Annotated in this window: 16 protein-coding genes; 6 read left to right on the top strand and 10 right to left on the bottom strand. The window is 48.9% G+C overall.

Annotation, left to right across the window (positions count from 1 at the left end; genetic code table 11):
• Nucleotides 1-22: 22 nt before the first annotated feature.
• Both EHO61_RS05495 and EHO61_RS05490 read right to left on the bottom strand, forming a co-directional pair.
• Nucleotides 23-391, bottom strand: coding sequence for a hypothetical protein (locus EHO61_RS05495; protein ID WP_135812641.1), 369 nt, complete (start codon nucleotides 389-391; stop codon nucleotides 23-25).
• Between the two features lie 47 nt (nucleotides 392-438).
• On the bottom strand, nucleotides 439-2,676 hold the full coding sequence (locus tag EHO61_RS05490; protein ID WP_135812640.1) for an adenylate/guanylate cyclase domain-containing protein: 2,238 nt from the start codon (nucleotides 2,674-2,676) through the stop codon (nucleotides 439-441).
• 213 nt (nucleotides 2,677-2,889) lie between these two features.
• Here EHO61_RS05490 and EHO61_RS05485 point away from each other — a divergent pair, with 213 nt between their 5' ends.
• Together EHO61_RS05485 and EHO61_RS05480 are read left to right on the top strand one after the other, a co-directional pair.
• Complete coding sequence (locus EHO61_RS05485) at nucleotides 2,890-3,369, top strand: peroxiredoxin (RefSeq protein ID WP_135812639.1); 480 nt, start codon at nucleotides 2,890-2,892, stop codon at nucleotides 3,367-3,369.
• Between the two features lie 2 nt (nucleotides 3,370-3,371).
• A complete protein-coding gene (locus tag EHO61_RS05480; RefSeq protein WP_167884813.1) occupies nucleotides 3,372-5,156 on the top strand; it encodes a M61 family metallopeptidase in 1,785 nt (594 codons plus the stop codon).
• On the opposite strand, the gene EHO61_RS05475 is transcribed toward EHO61_RS05480, so the two are convergent.
• Nucleotides 5,143-5,895 (bottom strand): SDR family NAD(P)-dependent oxidoreductase, encoded by a 753-nt coding sequence (locus EHO61_RS05475; protein WP_135812638.1) that lies wholly within the window; start codon nucleotides 5,893-5,895, stop codon nucleotides 5,143-5,145. The two genes, EHO61_RS05480 and EHO61_RS05475, sit on opposite strands and share 14 nt — an antisense overlap.
• Nucleotides 5,896-5,991: 96 nt before the next feature.
• On the opposite strand from EHO61_RS05475, the gene argB reads away from it, so the two are divergent.
• Entirely contained in the window at nucleotides 5,992-6,864 is an 873-nt protein-coding gene (argB, locus tag EHO61_RS05470) for an acetylglutamate kinase (protein ID WP_135812637.1), read from the top strand.
• Between the two features lie 118 nt (nucleotides 6,865-6,982).
• Nucleotides 6,983-8,731 (top strand): SpoIIE family protein phosphatase, encoded by a 1,749-nt coding sequence (locus EHO61_RS05465; RefSeq protein WP_135812636.1) that lies wholly within the window; start codon nucleotides 6,983-6,985, stop codon nucleotides 8,729-8,731.
• Here the strand turns inward: EHO61_RS05465 and EHO61_RS05460 are convergent.
• Nucleotides 8,728-10,026, bottom strand: coding sequence for an ATP-dependent 6-phosphofructokinase (locus tag EHO61_RS05460; protein WP_135812635.1), 1,299 nt, complete (start codon nucleotides 10,024-10,026; stop codon nucleotides 8,728-8,730). The two genes, EHO61_RS05465 and EHO61_RS05460, sit on opposite strands and share 4 nt — an antisense overlap.
• Before the next feature lie 119 nt (nucleotides 10,027-10,145).
• On the opposite strand from EHO61_RS05460, the gene EHO61_RS05455 reads away from it, so the two are divergent.
• On the top strand, nucleotides 10,146-11,162 hold the full coding sequence (locus tag EHO61_RS05455) for an LIC_20087 family outer membrane protein (protein WP_135812634.1): 1,017 nt from the start codon (nucleotides 10,146-10,148) through the stop codon (nucleotides 11,160-11,162).
• Between the two features lie 14 nt (nucleotides 11,163-11,176).
• Here EHO61_RS05455 and EHO61_RS05450 read toward each other — a convergent pair whose 3' ends face one another.
• The 5 genes from EHO61_RS05450 to EHO61_RS05430 are packed head-to-tail and all read right to left on the bottom strand — an operon-like array spanning nucleotide 11,177 to nucleotide 17,851.
• Nucleotides 11,177-11,497 carry a hypothetical protein gene (locus tag EHO61_RS05450; RefSeq protein WP_135812633.1) on the bottom strand — a complete coding sequence of 107 codons (321 nt, stop codon included), beginning with the start codon at nucleotides 11,495-11,497 and terminating at the stop codon, nucleotides 11,177-11,179.
• Between the two features lie 13 nt (nucleotides 11,498-11,510).
• Nucleotides 11,511-15,248 carry a methionine synthase gene (metH, locus tag EHO61_RS05445; protein ID WP_135812632.1) on the bottom strand — a complete coding sequence of 1,246 codons (3,738 nt, stop codon included), beginning with the start codon at nucleotides 15,246-15,248 and terminating at the stop codon, nucleotides 11,511-11,513.
• Nucleotides 15,245-15,544, bottom strand: coding sequence for an indolepyruvate ferredoxin oxidoreductase subunit alpha (locus EHO61_RS05440; RefSeq protein ID WP_135812631.1), 300 nt, complete (start codon nucleotides 15,542-15,544; stop codon nucleotides 15,245-15,247). The genes metH and EHO61_RS05440 overlap by 4 nt, the downstream gene beginning before the upstream one ends.
• 25 nt (nucleotides 15,545-15,569) lie before the next feature.
• Nucleotides 15,570-16,883, bottom strand: a complete 1,314-nt coding sequence (ahcY, locus tag EHO61_RS05435) for an adenosylhomocysteinase (RefSeq protein ID WP_135812630.1) — start codon at nucleotides 16,881-16,883, stop codon at nucleotides 15,570-15,572.
• Nucleotides 16,883-17,851, bottom strand: a complete 969-nt coding sequence (locus EHO61_RS05430; RefSeq protein WP_167884821.1) for an ArsR/SmtB family transcription factor — start codon at nucleotides 17,849-17,851, stop codon at nucleotides 16,883-16,885. The genes ahcY and EHO61_RS05430 overlap by 1 nt, the downstream gene beginning before the upstream one ends.
• A 302-nt stretch (nucleotides 17,852-18,153) precedes the next feature.
• On the opposite strand from EHO61_RS05430, the gene EHO61_RS05425 reads away from it, so the two are divergent.
• The gene (locus tag EHO61_RS05425; protein WP_135812628.1) at nucleotides 18,154-18,303 is read left to right on the top strand and encodes a type II toxin-antitoxin system PemK/MazF family toxin; all 150 of its coding nucleotides are present in this window, start codon (nucleotides 18,154-18,156) and stop codon (nucleotides 18,301-18,303) included.
• On the opposite strand, the gene EHO61_RS05420 is transcribed toward EHO61_RS05425, so the two are convergent.
• Complete coding sequence (locus tag EHO61_RS05420) at nucleotides 18,296-18,961, bottom strand: FecR domain-containing protein (protein WP_425460332.1); 666 nt, start codon at nucleotides 18,959-18,961, stop codon at nucleotides 18,296-18,298. The two genes, EHO61_RS05425 and EHO61_RS05420, sit on opposite strands and share 8 nt — an antisense overlap.
• Between the last annotated feature and the right edge of the window lie 114 nt (nucleotides 18,962-19,075).

Genomic DNA, 19,075 nt, shown 5'->3' with positions numbered 1-19,075 from the left:
GAAACCGAATTCGCCTTCTCTTTTAGAAGGGCTTGTAAACGGCGATCGTAGCCGCCAGAACGCCTAAAATCGGAAGTAAGAACCACAGACTTTTGGCGGCGGAGGGTTTTTTATAAAATACGGTAAGCAAGCCCCCGAACAACAGCCAAAATCCGAACTTAGCCATGACCCAACCCGGCCAGGGCCAAATGATCCCCAATCTGGCCAACATTCCGAATCCTCCTAAAAGGATCAGGAAGAGGCCGATCCCGTGAGTCATAGCAATCAGCTTCCGAGGCGCACCTTCCTTCGTGCCTCCGTTGATCGCATGTAAAGCGATTCCTCCGAAGGCCAGGAACAAAAATAGGATTCCGAGAATATGTACGAGTTTGTATACGCTGTAAGAAATCATCCGGGATAGATTCGTTTATCGCCTTTCCTCCGGAAAGTCAAAAACGCCTATTTTTCCAGGAGATGCTGAACTCCCACCCAGTTTCCTAACGGAGGAGTTTCGATATATTCTTGGCATCGTTTTCTGTACAGAATCGCAACGATATCGTCCGGGAACACTTTCAACGCCTGCTCGAAATTCAAAAGCGCTTCCTTGAAATTTCCGACCTTATACAATATGATTCCGCGGGATACCATAGGCAAGGTTGCCTCTTTCAATTTTCGAATATGGGGGTCGTCAGCTTCGAACACTTCGTAGATGATGATCGGTTGGCTCTTTCCTTTGACCACGACCGAATCCACTTCGCGGATGGAGATATCGTCGGCGATCGTCAAACTGGAGAGAGTCTGCTGGGTGATCAGAATATCGGATTTATAGAGACTGGTAAGACTTTCCAAACGGGAAGCCACGTTTACCGTATCCCCTATCACGGTGGTATCCAGGCGATCGGAGGAACCCACCGTGCCTAACATCAGGTTTCCCGTATTGATTCCGATTCCGATCCGAACACCCCTGAGATGCCCTTCCTTCACTTCTTCTTCCAAGTCCCGAACCCTTCGTCTCATGGCGATGGCCGCGTACACTGCTCGGTCCGCTGCGGATTTTCCCACCCATCGGTCCGGAGTTTGGGTCTGCTGTTCCGCGGAAAAAAGAGCGAGAATTGCGTCACCCATGAACTTGTCCACGAACCCGTCGTATTTCTGCACAAGAGGTTCCATCCGGGCCAAGTAACCGTTGATGAAGCGGAAATTCTCCTCGGGGGTCATCTTTTCGGAGATGGTCGTAAACGACCGGATGTCGGTGAATAAAACGCTCATTTCCCGGAGGACCGAATCCCCGAGGTTAACGTCTACGGCGGAATCCTTTCCTAACACGCTCAGGAATTGCATCGGCACGAAGCGGAAAAAGGCGTTCTTTTGTCTCGCCAGTTCCAACTTCTGGTGACTCAACTCTATATTCAAATCTTCTGATTGTTTGTACAGCTCTATGAACCGGTTCGCGAGTATCGCGGTAAGAGATATAACGAAAAGCAGATATGCGAATTGCGTGAACCGGATACCTAACCGGAAAAACACCGAATCCAAAACGTCGTACACCGCAATGAACACGATGACGAAAAGACTGATCGCCATTAAGGATGCGTCTTTCTTTCTCAGATAAACCGCTTTGCCGATAAAATAAAGCAGATACCCCAAGGACGGAATGATCGATAGTTGCCAAAGTCTAAGACTGGTCATTAAGTACGAAAACGGTGCGAATAAGGAAAAAAGGAATATCGTAAAACCCCAAACGCTCATAGCAAGAATCCAGGGATTGGGAAAAGCCCTGCCGTAAAAATAATCATGGAGAAAAAGCAGGAACAAGGGAGCCAATAACGCAACCGAGCCGTATTCTATACGGGTAATGATCGCGGTGTCGGAAATCACCTCGAAACTGAGGGAAGAACGGCTCAGAGAATAAAGAGCCATAAAGATCGAGAAAATTCCGAAATAGAGGTTGTATTTGTCCGAGGACCGCTTCGAAAAAATCAGAAGGTGATATAAGCCGAAGAAAACGTAGATCGTATTTAAGCTCAAGTTCAGAAGGATTCCCGCTTCCCGCGTGAAATCGAATCCGGTGGAAAGGGAATATTCCCCATCCACGTAAAAGCCCAAATCCGGATTTTTAGGCGCGAGCAATTCCGGCAAAGGCACGGCCGGAGCGTCGCCTAACAGCCGGAAAACGAGGGTGTTCGAACCTTGCTTCAACAAACTGGAATCCACGGTAAGCCGCAGTTCCCGGACCGTTCTTCGCTGGACGATCCTTCCTTCCGAAGAAACGTGGACCTCGCTTTTTAATAAGTGACCGTTCAGAAAAATTTCCCAATTCTCTCCGATCGAATTCAAAAAAAGGGAAATCGGTTCGGTAAAGGAGGATTGTTTCGGATCCTCTTCCAATCGGAACCGGGTTTCGAGCGTGAATTCCTTGAGACCGTCGGATACTTTAGATTCGTATAAAGAATTCAGAACGATCGGAAAAGATCCGATTTTCTTGACCCCACCCTCGTTTTCGTCGAATCCGTTCTTGAATTCCGGCGCGAAACCTTCTCGAACGTACCAATCCAACCTTTTTAAATCCAGATTCTTCCAGTCTCCGGAAACGGAACCGACGCCTTCGGCGGTTACCGAAAAAGTCAGGGAGAAATATAAGAGAAAAAGTGAATGAAGGAAAGGGGGAAAGATTTTCGATTTCTGATAAAGCGACATGCGTTGTATATATGTTCCTTTTTCCGGAAAATCCGTCCGGATCGACTTCGAAAAAAAGGAAAATAAAGAGATCCGGCCTTTCCTGATTTTCGAAATTGGGGTATTCTATTGGATGAGCAAAAGCTCGATATTTCAAGTTTTTTACCGTAATTTTTTCCTTTTCCCAAATCGGAAATTCCGTACAACTATCCTGAAAAGAGGAGGAAGAAGGCAATGGTGGATAAATGGGAAGGCAAGAAACTACCCGACGTGACTCTGGAAAGCAGTGACGGGATTAGAGTACATTTACCTAACGACGCCTCCGGTTCCTGGGCTCTCCTGTATTTCTATCCTAAGGACGATACCCCCGGTTGCACCAAACAGGCTTGTTCTTATAGGGACAATCTCGAGGACTTCGGGAAGGCGGGGGCGAAAGTTTACGGAATCAGCTCCGACTCTTTGGAGAGTCATAAGAACTTCATCGGAAAGTTCGGCCTTACTTTCCCTTTGCTCTCCGACCCTCGACACGATCTCAGCGGTCCTTTGGGAGTGTACGGAGATCAGGAATGGCAAGGCCGAGTATTTAAAGGTTTGTCTCGCGACACCTTCCTCTTAGGTCCGGACGGCACGATACGAAAAGTCTGGAGAAAGGTGGATCCCACGAAGACGGTAGCCGAAACCTTGGACGAGATAGTAAAGGCGGCTCGGACCTAAGGGTGGGAGTACGATTTAACTTACACACGCACCTACCGCACCAACACTACTTACTGGTGGAAATGGAAGTCCATCCTAAAAAAAAAGAGACTCTTCTTTCCATACCGGCCTGGTCGCCTGGTTCGTATAAAATAAGAGATTATGCGAAGTCCATTCACAAAATGCGATTGGAAGACCCGAAGGCGGATTGGAGTCTGGAGCAGATCGATCTGGACACTTGGAAAGTCAACTCCAAGGGGCAGCCTTTTAAGGTTTCGTATCTGGTCTACGGCTACGAACATACCGTCCGAACGAATTATTTCACCGGAGAGTTTCTTTTACTTCATCCTCCGGCGACCTTTCTTTATCCCCGCGACGGATTGGATTCGGAAGTCGAGGTTTCCTGGAAAACCCTTTCTCCTTTTCGTTATTGCTATACCGGATTAAGAAAAAAAGAGAACGCTAAACACACATGGAAGGCTGAAAATTTCGACGAACTTTTCGACTCTCCCATTCTGCTAACCGACGAGAAAAGCCTGGATTTCGAAACCGGTTCCTGCAGATTCGAATTGATCGTTTTAGGAAACGTTTCCGGTTCCGATAAGAAAAAAATCGTAGGGGATCTGTCTAACATAGTCGGTACCCAAATCCGACTCATGGGCGGAACGGAAAACCGGAACTATTTGTTCGTGCTCGATATGACCGAGAGCACGTACGGGGGGTTGGAACATATGAATTCCAGCATCAACCAATTCGACCCTGTCGGTGCGTTTAACGGAGAAAATTATCGGACTTTATTGGAACTTTTGTCTCACGAGTATTTCCACCATTGGAACGTAAAAAGGATCCGTCCGATCGCATTAGGCCCCTTCGACTATCAGAAGCCGAACCTGACCAAAGAGCTTTGGGTCGCCGAAGGGATTACGAGCTTTTTCGACGCGTATTTTCTACTTATTTGCGGAATTTATAATCCTCAACAGTATCTGAATAAGATTTGGAAGGATGTACGGGAACTCGAGGATTCCGAAGGGGAATCCTGGATGAGTCTGGAAGAATCCAGTTTTACCGCATGGACCAAATACTACAACAGACCGAGCGATCCCAATTTCGCCAATACCGGCCTATCTTATTATACGAAAGGCGCGATCCTGGCCTTAAGTCTCGAGCTGAGAATCTTCTCGGAGACGGCAGGAGACAAATCTCTGTTAAACGTAATGCGGGAACTCTACGAGGGATATTATTTGGGAAAAGGAAGAGGCTTTACGAAGTCGGAATTCTTCCAGTCCGTCAAAAAAGCCTCCGGTTTGGATCTAAAATTGGAATTCGATCCCTTCATCTCGCAACCTACGCGAATTCCCGTGGAAAAATATCTAAGCCTGATCGGAATCGAAAGAAGTCCGTCCAAGCCGAAATTGGAGACCGGTTTCCGAGTCAAAGAGGACAAAGGAAGGTTGATCGTCAATAAGATCAACCTTTCGAAGTCGATCCGGGAAACCGATCTAAACGTAGGCGACGAATGGATCGCCGTCGACGGGATCAGGGTTCTTCCGGGGAATTTTAAAGATATTCTGAAAAAGTATAAACCCGGACAAAAGGCCGAATTTCTCGTCGCAAGAAGAGGCAACGTATTCAAACGAAAGATCAAATTCGATCAAAAACCTTCCGCCTGCGAACTCTGGATAAACGAAAAAGCGGAGCAGAACATCCTCGATTTACGGAAGAGATTCCTGACCCTGGATCTATCTTCGGAAACGGAAACGAAGAAATCGCCCAAGGCAAATTCTTCGAAAAGAATTAAATCGCGGTGATCCCCCCGTCGATAGCCCAATCCGCTCCGTTGATATAGCCCGATTCCGGTTGGAGTAAAAAAGAAATCACTCTTGCGATCTCTTCCGGTTCCGCGATGGTACCGGACGGAGTCATAGAAACGATTTTTTTCCTATGATCGTCCACCTGATCTTCCCGCACTCCCATACCGGTATTCATGTATCCCGGGCTGACGGAATTGGCAGTGACCCCGAATTTTCCCCATTCCGCGGCGATCGATTTTACGAATCCGACCAGAGCGTGTTTTGAGGAGCTATAGGCGACCGACAACGAACCGCCTTTTCTGGAAAGCGTGGAACCCACGTATACCAAACGACCGTATTTTTGTTCCGCAAGGAACGGAAGAATCTCCCGTGTGATCTGGAACGCCGAGCGGATATTGACGGAAAAAACAATATCCCATTCTTCTAATGAAACCTTAGTGATCTCCTGGTAAGGTCCTCCGTAACCGGCACAATGCACCAAGCCGCAAAAACGGCGCCCCGACATCCCGCCTTCTCCAACGGTGCCCAGAAATTCTTTGCAGGCTTCGCCGATCCTATCGGCGGAAGTCAAATCCGCAGGAAGGAAGACTTCTCCCGGTTCTATGTTTGCGGGCGGATTCCGATCCAAATTCCAAACCCGATATCCTTGCTCGGAAAGATTGTGCACCAGCGTTCTTCCTAAACCTCCGCTTCCGCCGGTAACCAAAATGGAATCGAATTCTAAAGATTTTTTCATCTAGGATATGGGACGAACGAAGCGGAAACTCCGGAGAAAATCGGTTTCCGCATTTCCGAATCGACAAGGAAAGCCGGAGTCGTTTCCCTGTTTGGTATGGAACAGTCTTTGGAACGGGTCAACCATATTCTGGAAGCCCTTCCCTACATCACGAAATACTCCGGCAAGACGGTCGTAATCAAGTACGGCGGAGCCGCGATGGCAAAAGCGGATCTGAAAGAATCGTTCGCAAAGGACGTGGTTTTACTGAAGTATGTGGGGATCCATCCGGTGATCGTCCACGGAGGCGGTCCCGAAATCAATCGCCTGTTGGACACATTGCATATTCCGACGGAATTCGTACACGGCCATCGAGTGACGGATTCGGCAACGATGGACGTCGTAGAAATGGTACTGACGGGAAAGGTGAATAAACAGATCGTTTCGATGATCCGCGCCGCAGGCGGCAACGCCGTCGGATTCTCCGGAAAGGACGGAAATCTCTCGCAAGCATCCAAAACGAAAATCGAAGTGGAAATCGAAGGAAAACCTCCCGAGTTTGTGGACGTGGGCCTAGTCGGAAAGATCGACAAGATCGATCCTACCGTGATCCTTTCCTTATTGGAAAAAGGATTTATTCCGGTGATTTCTCCGGTGGCCGAATCCGCAAACGGAGAATCTTTAAATATCAATGCGGACACTTTCGCAGGGGAATTGGCGGGGGCCTTAAAGGCGGAAAAACTCATCCTCTTGACGGACACGAGCGGAATTCTCATCGACGGAAAGTTGGTGACGGGTCTGAATCGCGCTCTCGTAAAAGACTATATCAAAAAAGGTGATATTACCGGAGGGATGATTCCGAAAGTGGATTGCTGTCTTTCCGCGATAGACCAAGGGGTAAGGAGAACTCATATCATAGACGGAAGGGTTCCCCATTCCATTTTGATCGAAATTTTCACCGATCGAGGCATCGGCTCTCTAATCGAATGACCGGGAGATAATCGGGCCGGAACGTTCGAATGTCCTTGACAAGAGCGAGGATTCGGCTGGAATACAGTTTCTCCCGAACAGAAAATCGTTTATTCGAGAAACCACTAAAACCGATCGCATGAGTTTTAAGCAGCTCTCTCTTTCTTTAATTTCGGATATCACCGCACGCATCAATTCCACGGACGATCTGGAGGAGCTGCTGGGGATCATCATAGAAACTACTAAAGACGTCCTGAATACGGAAGGATGTTCCCTGCTATTGTACGACAAAGAGGAAGACTGCCTGGTATTTCAGGTGGCCAAGGGAGACAAAGGAGAATCCCTAACGGAACTGAAAGTCCCTCGTGGAAAGGGGATAGCAGGAATCGTCCTGAGCGATCTAGAACCGGTGATCAGTAACGACGCCGCGAACGATCCTCGTATCTACAGAAACATAGACCAAGCTGTCGGTTTTACCACCAGGAATCTGATCTGCGTTCCGATGAAGGCCCAGGGAGAAATCCAGGGGGTACTAGAGGCGGTGAATTCCAACGAACGCGCGGATTTTACCTCCAAAGACATTAAAATTCTGGAATATCTCTCGGATCTTGCCGCGATCGCGATCCGAAACCGACGTTTGATCAAAGATTTGCAGGACAGAGCGAGAGAATTGGACTGCCTGTTCCAGATTTCCCAGGCAATTTCGAATATCGCCGAAATGGATCAATTCCTGAACTTGACGGTTCATTCGATTTCGGACGTCTTAGGTGCGGAACGGGTTTCGTTGATCTTCCGAAATCCGCGATCGGGTACGTTCGAGCTTTCCAAGTCGGTCGGATTCGGAATCGAAGAAGAATCCCAACTGGTGGACGAATCCCAGGGAATCCTGAACAAAATACTTTCGGAAGGAGTTCCTCTCTTGGTCCGCGGACAGCAGGATATCGATCAGAGTCTGCTAAACCCGGAAAGATACAAGACAAGATCTTTCGTATCCGTCCCTATCCGTCAGGACGGTAAAATCATCGGAATCCTAAATGCAGCCGACAAAAAGGGAGGAGATAGTTTTTCCCAACAGGATCTCTCCATCCTCAGCACTATATCCAACCAAGTCGCGGAAGCTTACAATAGCCTGCTCGTAAAGAACCAAAAAGAAAAACTGACTTCCATCAAGCGGGATATGCAGATCGCATCCCAAATCCAGTTGAATTCCTTGCCTAGCATTCCTAAAAAAATGCATCTCTTGGAGATCGAAACCGCTTACACGGCTTCCAAGGAGATCGGTGGAGACTTTTACGATCTGATCTACCACAACCCAGACGAAATCAGTCTTTTGATCGCGGACGTATCGGGAAAGGGAATCGCCGCCGCCCTTTTCATGGAATTTTCCAAAACCATCATAGCGGGAGAAGTCGCGAGAAATTCCTCCACGAGCATCAGTCTCATGGGAGCAAACCGGATCATCCAGGAAAAATCCGGATATTTTATGTTCGTAACGGTCATGCTGATCCGTATCAACATGCTGAAAAAACGAATCCGTTATTCCAGCGCGGGTCATAACGAGCAACTTTTGTACAAAGCCAAGGAAAAGAAAGTGGTCCTGCTTTCCGGAAAAGGAATGCCTCTAGGCATCAAGGAATCCGAGATCGAAGAACACGAAGTGGAATACCAGCCGGGAGATCTACTCGTATTGTACACCGACGGAGTCAGCGAGACTACGAACGAGGCGAGGGAAATGTACGGATTGGAAAATCTCGCCAAATTGATCGAACGAAACGGAGAACTTCCCGTGGAAAATCTGAAGGACTTGATCCTGGATACGACGGATGCATTCCGAGCGGATGCGGATCCGCACGACGATTACACTCTGGTTCTAGTCAGACTGAATTAGGATCTGGCGGTCATTCTTGCGGGCTGGCCTGTCGAGGCCAAAAGAGTCCGCCACAAAGTGCTCTTCGTAGGCTGGAGCACTTTCCTTTCCTGAATCGCGAGATCGATCGGCAAGTGAGTGAATACGTTATTCCAAATTCCGATGACCATATCCGTTTTTCCCGCCATACCCGCGTGAACGGCATTCTGGGCAAGGAAGCCGCAAAAAATCGAATCTTCCGGATTTGCGGGAATCGAACGTATGATATAACTGGGATCGATATACTTCACATTGGTGTCTATGTGTTCTCTCTTGAAGAACTCTATGATCTTTTCCTTCAAAAACACTCCAATATCCCCCAGTTTCAGATTTCCGGAAGCGTCTCTTTCCTCGTTTTTTCCGAAAAACTTCTGTCCGGCCCCCTCCGCGACGATAATGACTGCGTGCTTTCTTTTTAGGATACGATCCTTTAATACGTTTAGGAAAGCACCCTCGCCTTCCAAATCGAAATCCACTTCAGGGATAAGGCAGTAATTCACGTTTTGGGAAGCTAGGGCCGCGTTTACTGCGATGAAACCGGAATGTCTACCCATCAACTTCACCACACCGATTCCGTTCGGAGCGCCTTTGGCTTCCACATGCGCACACTCCACGGCTTCCATCGCTTTCGAAAATGCGGTGGAAAAGCCGAACGTCTTTTGCACGTAATTGATGTCGTTATCGATGGTCTTCGGAATTCCGATCACGGAAATTTCCTCTCTCCTCTTTTCGATCTCACGGACGATCGTTTTTACCCCTCTTAAGGTTCCGTCTCCTCCGATACAGAACAGGATTTTGACTCCGTACAAAGCCAGAGTATCGACCATATCCTCGGCCGTCTGATTTCCGCGGGAGGAAGCCAGAATGGTTCCGCCGTCCGCACCGATATGGGCGACGTTTTCCGGAGTCAGTTCGACCGGACGAGTTCCGTATTTTTTTACCAAGCCCTGATAACCGTAAGGAAAACCCAAAATGCGGGTAACGCCGTACCTATAGGTCAGTTCCATCACGACTCCTCGAATCACGTCGTTGATGCCCGGACAGAGACCGCCGCAGGTCACGATCCCGGCGGTCACATTCCTCGGATCGAAATAAATTTTTTCCCTGGGCCCTGCCTGCTCGAAAAAATCCACTTCGGATCCGACATATCTCGTCCAATCTTCCTGGTCTTCGAAAACGGTCCGGAAAATGGATTTGGCTTCCTCTGGAGTATAGTATTCGTAACCTGCCGGACTAGGAATTTTGCATTCACCGAAACTCTTAATTTTCGTTTTCATCCGTTTTAACTCCTTTGTAATATAAATGCATGAGAGCGTTCCGTTTTTTCGACGTAGAGGTCCGATTTTTCATTGGCAGGAGGGATTCCTTCGTCATATATCTTAAATAGAGCACGTAAATGGGAAGTAAGATTCGAAAAAAGAAATTCGCTCCTTCTTTATTACGACCCGCATCCGTATTCTTCCTTTCTTTCTGTTTCGGATTGAGTTTCCTATACGCCGAAAACAACTCCAACTTCCTCTGGGACTCCTTCGGCATCTTTCCTTCCGGACAGGAGCCGACGGAGAAGGCAAAGCTCGGAACCGCGGTGGAAGAACCCAAAGAAAAACCAACCGTCTTCTTTTCCTCTCTTACGTTTAAAAGTCCGTTCGAAGTGAAACTTCTGCACGACCTGATCCCGTCCGAAAACGAATCCTGGAAATCGATCCCCGGGATGGACACCGTTCTCCCGAGACCTCCGCGGATGGTCCGAGGCAGAAGGGAATTCTTTTCGCTCTATCCGTCCCTTGGAAAAGAGGAAGTTTTCGTAATGGCCTTATCTAGTTCTACGCCCAAGGCCGGAAATGGGGAAGCGTACGTAGGAACTTCCACGGAACGTCGGACCTTCGATTCCTTGACGGACATCCGGAGCCAATCCACACCGATTCCGGGCGGAAATCAGAATATCTCGCGCGGGTTGGACAACCAGGCGGGGAACGTATCCGTCGGATACGCGGCGGGAAATGCGGGAATCCAATTCGGTTTGGGAATGAGAATGGCGGGGAACAGCGCCGGGCTCGCGGTCCCGGAATCCGCAAAGTCGTCGATCGGAATCAGTTATTCCTTACTTTCCGGAAGCACCAGTCAAAATCACATGGATTTCTTCCTCCAATTCTCCGGAATCAAACGTTTCAACGATAGAACCCTGCTTTCGGTGGAGACACCCATGCCTTTCAAGGGCTGGCACCAAGGTTATGAATATTATGTGAACCCCGGATTTTCCATTGCGACAAGAAACCTTAGATTCGAGGGACTCGTGCGGGTCCCTCTACACCAGCCGTTTCCCACTACCGACGGTGTGCTGACTCCGGAAATACAAGGACAATTGGGAGTGAAATACAGCTTTTCGGAAAGTTCCCCGAACCTTCCTAAATAGGCCTTCTTTCCCGTTTAGATTCCCTGCTTTTTGAAAGAAAGGGATACATCCAACTTGTTGATCAGATCTTTCTTTCGCGAAAACCGAATCGTCTTCAGATGCCGACGAAGGTCCGGATCATAGACTTCTATCCAGGTTTCGTTGACGGGACAGGAGGAATCTTCACAGGAATATTCCTGAACCCGCAGGCTAGCTCCGACATCACCGAGCCGCTTGCGAATTTCGGAGGCAAGCCAAGGGTGAAAGGAAAACTCGGAACCCGGTTCGCAGACTTCCCGAAACTCGACGTGATCCGACGGTTCTAATCCGTTTTTTGTAGAAAGTTCCGACTTCATGGGCCCTCTTTTTTTAGACTGTCGGAACCGGCTCTTTGGGATCGTAAGAAAGGTTGGGAGAAAGCCATTTTTCGATCTCCTGCACCGATTTGTTCTTACGCTTCGCATACTCTTCGATCTGATCCCGATCGATCTTTGCCACGGCGAAATATTTAGATTCCGGGTGGGCAAAATAGAGTCCGCTAACCGAGCTGGCCGGCCACATCGCGAAATGCTCCGTCAAACGGATGCCGGTATTCTTTTCGGCCTGCAATAGATCGAAAAGCGTGCGTTTTTCGGTATGATCCGGGCTCGCGGGATATCCCGCCGCCGGGCGGATTCCTCTGTATTTCTCTCGAATCAGATCCTCCAAAGGTAGATTCTCCTCCGAAGCGTAACCCCAGAATTCCTTGCGAACCTTTAAGTGCATGTATTCGGCAAAAGCTTCCGCCAATCTATCCCCTAACGCCTTGGCCATGATGGAACTATAATCGTCCAGTTTCTCGTCGAAAGATCTGGCGAATTCCTCCACGCCGTGACCCGCAGTCACCGCAAAGCCGCCGATATAATCGATTTTTCCCGAGTTCTTGGGAGCGATAAAATCGGATAAGCAATAATTAGGCTCATCCTTGCCGTCCTTGGAAATCTGCTGGCGTAAGGTATGAAAGACGGTTAGAAGTTTCGTCCCAGTCTCATCTTCGTAGACTTCTATATCGTCCCCTACACTGTTCGCGGGGAAGATACCGATCACCCCTTTTGCCTGATAGCGCTTATTCTTTACGATATCGTCCAAAAGTCTCTGCGCATCCGCATACAATTCGCGCGCTTGTTTTCCGTAAGTCTCGCTTTCCAATATGGAAGGAAATCTTCCTTTTAATTCCCAAGCCTGAAAGAAAGGGGACCAATCAATGTACGGAACCAGGTCTTCCAACGAAACGCTTCCGTCAAAGACTTTGATTCCTGTCATATTCGGTTTTCGTATCTCCGAAGTTTGCCAATCGGTCTTGAGACGATTCTCCCTTGCGGATTCGATAGACACGAGTTTCCGTTCGCTCCTCGTTCCGAAATAGATTTCCCTTTGCGCCTTTTGGTCCTCGCGGATCTGCTTTACGTATTCCTCCTTCAAGGAAGGATTCAGCAGTTTGCCGACGACGTTTACTACACGGGAGGCATCGATCACGTGCACGACCGGGTTGGCGTACTTCTCCGCGATCTTTACCGCAGTATGTGCGGAACTAGTCGTAGCTCCGCCGATCAACAGGGGCACCCGAAAACCCAGCCTCTCCATTTCGGAAGCGACATGTACCATTTCGTCCAGGGAAGGAGTGATCAAACCGGAAAGACCGACGATGTCCGCGCGATGTGCTTTCGCTTCCTCGAGGATCTTCTCGCAAGGAACCATCACTCCCAAATCGATCACTTCGTAATTGTTGCAGGCCAACACGACGGAGACGATATTCTTTCCGATATCGTGCACATCTCCCTTTACGGTCGCGATGAGGAACTTGGGTTTCTGCGACGCTTGTTCCCGCTTTCTATTTTCCTCTTCCATGAACGGTAAAAGATAAGCGACGGCCTTCTTCATCACTCGGGCGCTTTTGACCACCTGGGGAAGAAACATTTTTCCGGAACCGAACAGATCTCCAACGACCCGCATCCCGTCCATCATAGGACCCTCTATCACTTGTAGAGGGGATTCGTATTTCACCCGTGCTTCCTCGGTATCCTGCTCTATGTATTCTACGATTCCTTTGACGAGCGCGTGTTCGAGCCTTTGTTCCACCGAGCCGGATCTCCACGCGTCCTCTTTCTTGTCCGCTTTTTCGCCGGCCTTCACGGTTTCCGCAAAATCGATCAATCTTTCGGTCGCATCGGGGCGGCGATTCAAAAGAACGTCTTCGACTAGAGTCAGAAGTTCCTTGGGAATCTCCTCGTAAACCGCCAGCATCCCGGCGTTTACGATGGCCATATCCATCCCGGCCCGGATCGCATGATACAAGAACGCGGCATGCATCGCTTCTCTGACCGGATTGTTTCCGCGGAACGAAAAGGAGATATTACTCAAGCCTCCGCTGATTTTCGCGCCGGGACACTGAGCTTTAATCTCGCGGACCGCCTCTATGAAATCCAAGGCATAATTATTATGCTCCTCGATCCCCGTTCCGACTGTCAGAATATTCGGATCAAAGATGATATCGGATGCGGTAAAATCCGCCTTTTCCGTCAGCAATTGGAAGGCCCGGAAGCAGATCCTAACCTTGTCCTCTTTACTCGCAGCCTGGCCTTGTTCGTCGAAGGCCATAACGATGACCGCGGCTCCGTACCTTTTCACTAATCGAGCTTGGGCCAGGAATTTTTCCTCGCCTTCTTTCAAAGAGATCGAGTTTACGATCGGTTTTCCCTGGATGCATTTCAAGCCTGCTTCTAGAACCGACCACTTCGAACTGTCGATCATAAACGGAACTTTCGCGATATCCGGTTCGACGGCGATCAAGTTCAGGAATTCTCTCATGGACGCTTCGCCGTCCAAAAGGGCTTCGTCGAAATTGATGTCTATGATATTGGCACCTGCTTCCACCTGTTGGAGAGCAACCGCTACCGCTTCCTCGAAGTTTCCTTCCAGAATCAGCTTCTTGAATTTCGGGGATCCGGTTACGTTCGTCCTTTCCCCCACCATAATAAAACCCTTATCCTGAGTCAGATTTAAAGGTTCCAAGCCGGAAAGCCGGGTGAAGTCCCGTATTTCCGGAATTTTTCTGGGACCGCAATCCTGAACTGCGGCGGCCGCGGCGGCTATGTGCTCCGGAGTGGTACCGCAACAACCGCCCGCGATATTCAACCAACCTGATGCCGCAAATTCCCCGATAAAGCCTCCGAATTCTTCGGGAGTCTGATCGTAACCCCCGAATGCGTTCGGCAATCCTGCGTTCGGATAACAACTGATGAAACAATCGGAGATTTTGGATAATTCCTCTATATAAGGTCGCATTTCGGAGGCGCCTAACGCGCAATTGATCCCCACGGAAAGGGGGTTTGCGTGACGGATGGAATTGTAAAAAGCTTCTATGGTTTGGCCGGAAAGAGTCCTTCCCGAAGCGTCCGTAATCGTAACGGACAAGGAAACCGGAAGACGAACCTTCAGATCTTCGAAGACGTTTTCGATGGCAAAAATGGCCGCCTTTAGGTTCAGAGTATCTATGTTCGTTTCCGGAAGGAGAATATCGACTCCTTCCTCCACCAAAGCCCTCACTTGTTCGTAGAAAGTTTCCACGAGTTCGTCGAACGTGACCGCTCTAAACGCGGGATTGTTCACGTCCGGCGACAGGGATAAAGTCTTGTTCGTAGGACCGAATGCTCCCGCTAGAAACACCGGACGGGAAGGATTCTTTTCCTTGAACTTCCGAATGGCGGATTTCGCGATCCTTACCGCCGCACGATTGATCTCGTCCACGAGCGTCTCGGTCTGGTAGTCCGCCTGAGAGATATTGTTCGCGTTAAAGGTATTCGTCTCGACGATATTCGCGCCCGCTTCGAGGAATTTCAGGTGGATCTCCTCGATGATTTCCGGTCTGGTAAGGACCAGAAGATCGTTGTTTCCCTTTAAGGAAAAGGAATGATCCGCAAAGCGTTCCCCGCGGTAATCGGCTTCCGTAAGGTTATACCTTTGAATCATGGTGCCCATCGCACCGTCCAAAACGAGAATACGGTCTTTAAGTCGGGAAATCAGTTCTTGGGAGCTCGGATTCGTGTATAAGGAAAATCTATTTTTCATAATGAATTAATATTGCAGGGTTCTTTCAGCAACGGTTGCTTTAAATCCCGGATCATAGGCAACGTCTTCGATTCCAAGTCGTTTTTGCGGATCCAGTCTTTCCAAACCGTAGGAACTTCGTCTTCGGGAAAAATCGCGTCTGCCGGACATTCCTTCCGGCACGCGTTGCAATCGATACAAACCTCGGGATCGATCAGGACGAAATCCTCTCCTTCCCGAAAAGCTTCCACGGGGCAAACCGCGGCACAATAGGTATACTTACAGCCTCTACAAGGCTCGGTCACTACGTATGCCAAGGTTTACCCCTCCTTCGGAATCCGTTTAGTAGCGATAATGCTCGGGCTTATACGGGCCTTCGATGGAAACGCCGATATACTCCGCTTGTTTCGCGTTCAATTTCGTAAGACGTACGCCGAGCTGTTCCAGATGCAAAGCCGCGACTTTTTCGTCCAACTTCTTGGGAAGACGATAGACTCCGATCTCGTATTTGTTGTTCCAGAGTTCGATTTGAGCGAGCACTTGGTTCGTAAACGAGCAGGACATCACAAAGGAAGGGTGACCTGTCGCGCAACCTAGATTCACTAAACGACCTTCCGCCAAAACGATGATCGATTTGCCGTCCGGGAACGTGTATTTGTCCACCTGCGGTTTGATCTCGAGTTTCGTGACCCCTTTTTCGGAGTTCAAGCGGGACATCTGGATCTCCGTATCGAAGTGTCCGATATTACAAAGGATCGCGCCGTCCTTCATGGCTTTCATACTTTCGAGGCTGATGATATCGTCGTTGCCGGTCGCAGTCACCACGATGTCCACAGTTTCGATCACGTCTTCCACACGTAAAACCTGATATCCTTCCATGACGGCCTGCAGCGCGCAAATGGGATCGATTTCGGTAACGATGACGCGGGCTCCGAAATTACGTAAGGACGCGGCAGATCCTTTGCCTACGTCGCCGTATCCGCAAACCAGCGCCACTTTACCTGCGAGCATTACGTCGGTAGCTCTCTTAATTCCGTCCGCGAGAGATTCACGGCATCCGTAAAGATTGTCGAATTTGGATTTGGTCACCGAATCGTTCACGTTGATCGCGGGAATTTTGAGTTCGCCTTTTTTCAGGAGTTTTTCCAGCCCCTTCACACCCGTAGTGGTCTCTTCCGAAACCCCTTTGATCTCTTCCAGAAGCTTCGGATATTTCTCGTGTATGTACATGGTCAAATCCCCGCCGTCGTCGAGAATCATGTTCGGCCCTTTACCGCCTTCGAAGAAAAGGGTTTGTTCCACACACCACCAATATTCCTCTTCGGTTTCGCCTTTCCAAGCGAATACGGGTACGCCTGTCTTCGCAATGGCGGCGGCCGCATGATCCTGAGTGGAGAAAATATTACAGGAGGACCATCTTACTTCCGCTCCCAACTCGGTCAAAGTTTCGATGAGCACGGCGGTCTGGATCGTCATGTGGAGAGATCCCGCGATTCTTGCTCCTTTCAGAGGTTGCTTGCCTTTATATTCCTGACGAATAGCCATTAATCCGGGCATTTCTTTTTCCGCTAAAATTATTTCCTGACGCCCCCAATCGGCGAGGGAGATATCTTTAACCTTATAGTTTAAACCTTTTTCTTGCGCAGCAGTGGACATTATAGTCCTCCTTTTTTCTTAGCTTTTATGATCAATACTTTGAAGTATTTCTGAGTTTCTATCTCTTCTATGGAATCTATTCCGAAGCCCGAATTTTCCAGCCATTCGGATACGAGTTCCGGTTCGAATCCGAGCCACAAATCCGCAAAACTATCCCTCATAAATTCCTGAGTGTGCTTTTTCAGATCCACGATGATGAACGTTCCGTCCTCTTTCAGGGCTCTGTGGATTTCTTTCATCGCTTTGGGAGGATTCGAAATATGGTGTAAAACCATCGATGCGACTGCGGCATCTGCGGACGAATCCAACTCCGAAGGCAACAGTTCGAGATCGGAGGCGATGAAACGAACATTAGGATTATTTAAAAAAGAATCGCCCGCTTCCCGAATCATACTTTCCGAAGAATCGATCCCTACGATCTCGCGACTCTTGGTCAGAAGATACGGAATCAGCCCCCCCGGACCGCAACCCATATCCAAAGTCCGACCCAAAGAGTCCGGTAGAAGTTGCAATATTTTCTTTCTATACAAAACCGGGTCCAAGACGTCCCTTTGGAGGGTTTCCCAATTTTTCGCGACAAAATCGAAATAGCGTGCGGTCTTTAGGCCGCGCTGTTTCAGAATCTCTTTCGCTTTTTCCGCGTCTTGTACGGAGTGAGTCAGTTGTTTTTCGTAGCGTCCGATCACCGAAAAAATCTCGGCGGGAAAATGCTGTGCGACTCCGTCGTCTTTGACCTTGTAATACACCCAAGAACCTTCCCTCTGCGAATCCAGGAATCCGGCATCCAGGAGGATTTTCAGGTGTCTCGAAATCCTAGATTGTCCCATCGAAAGAACTTCCGTCACTTCCTGGACATTCAAAGGTGCAATCGACAGAACGAGTAAGATCCGAATCCGAGTTTCATCGGAAACCGCTTTCAAAGCGGCTAGAACATGTTTTGAGGAAAGCGCCTCTTCCTTGGTTCTAATTTCGGTTTTGGCCCCAGCAGCTTGCTGGAAATCCAGAATTTCTCCCGTTTTCGCCACTTTTTCTTGATATCAAGATATCTTGATTTAGGCAAGCAAAAAAGAAGGGCGACTCCCGCTCCTGCGGGACCGCGCTATTCCGGGCTCCGCTTTCGCTCCGGTCCCAGCGGGTTTCGACTTTCCGGAGCGGCTTCCGTCTTTCTAAGGCTGGGACTGCTTCGCACCCTATATATCGCTGTCGCTATCCAAGGCAAAAAATCCGCCGACTTCCCTAAATTTTATTCCCGAAAGCCGAGTTTCAGGACATGGAATCTAAACCGAGAGAGGGCTGGGTGGTTTTGGATCAAATTTGCACCGTGGACCAGTTCCGCTTAACCAAGAAACTCGGTAAAATCGAATCCAAAACGATTCACAAGATCAAACAGATCCTCCAGGAAATGTTGGTAGCTATTTGATCCCCGACTTTGTGGATTCCAGCAATTGCTGGTTTTTCAATTTCTGTTCCTTTAAGAGTTGGTAATTTTCATCGCTCAATCTTCTGAACTGGTCCATGACTCTCATTTTTTCCTTCATGAACTCCGCCAAGGGTTGCTTCAAAAGTCCTTCCTGCGACTGGACCGCTTGTTCGTTCGCATTCAGGGAAAAATCTCCGCCTCCGGAAGAGAAAACTCCGACCTCCCCCTCTTTGACAAAAATCCCGTCGGGAATATCCGAGTGTTCGTGAGCCTGGGGGTTATTCCCTTTCGGCTCTTCGCTGATTACGAATTGCGTTCCGCGGACCCCGGCAGTGTACGAGGCGGAAGTCACGGTAAAATTCTCTTTGCGGGGGCTCTTATCCACTTTCGCGAATATCTTTCCGGAAACCAATTCCACCGTGGAGGAATTGTCCTTAGAGGTCGAAGATAATTCGGAAATCTTAATTTTACTGAAAGGGGCCACACGGATCACGGCGCTGGAACCTACCTGAAGATCCACCCTTCCGTTCGATGTGTCCAACGTATCCTCTTTGCCCAAAACGAGATGCTTCGAAACTTTTCCTTTTTTTCCGTGTTGGGAATAAGACGCCTCGCCTGTAACGAACAGAACGACAGCTACTTCGTCCGCCGCTTCCATTGCCGAAGATCCGATCGACAATAGGAAAGTCATTATAGTCAATATCTTATTTTTGCGGTCCAACTTCTTAAACCTCTCATTTCGGAGGAATTTTAAGTACCGATCCGCCGGAAA

Source organism: Leptospira fluminis (assembly GCF_004771275.1).
In the GTDB taxonomy this organism is placed as follows: domain Bacteria; phylum Spirochaetota; class Leptospiria; order Leptospirales; family Leptospiraceae; genus Leptospira_B; species Leptospira_B fluminis.
This window is presented reverse-complemented; position numbering and strand designations above follow the sequence as displayed.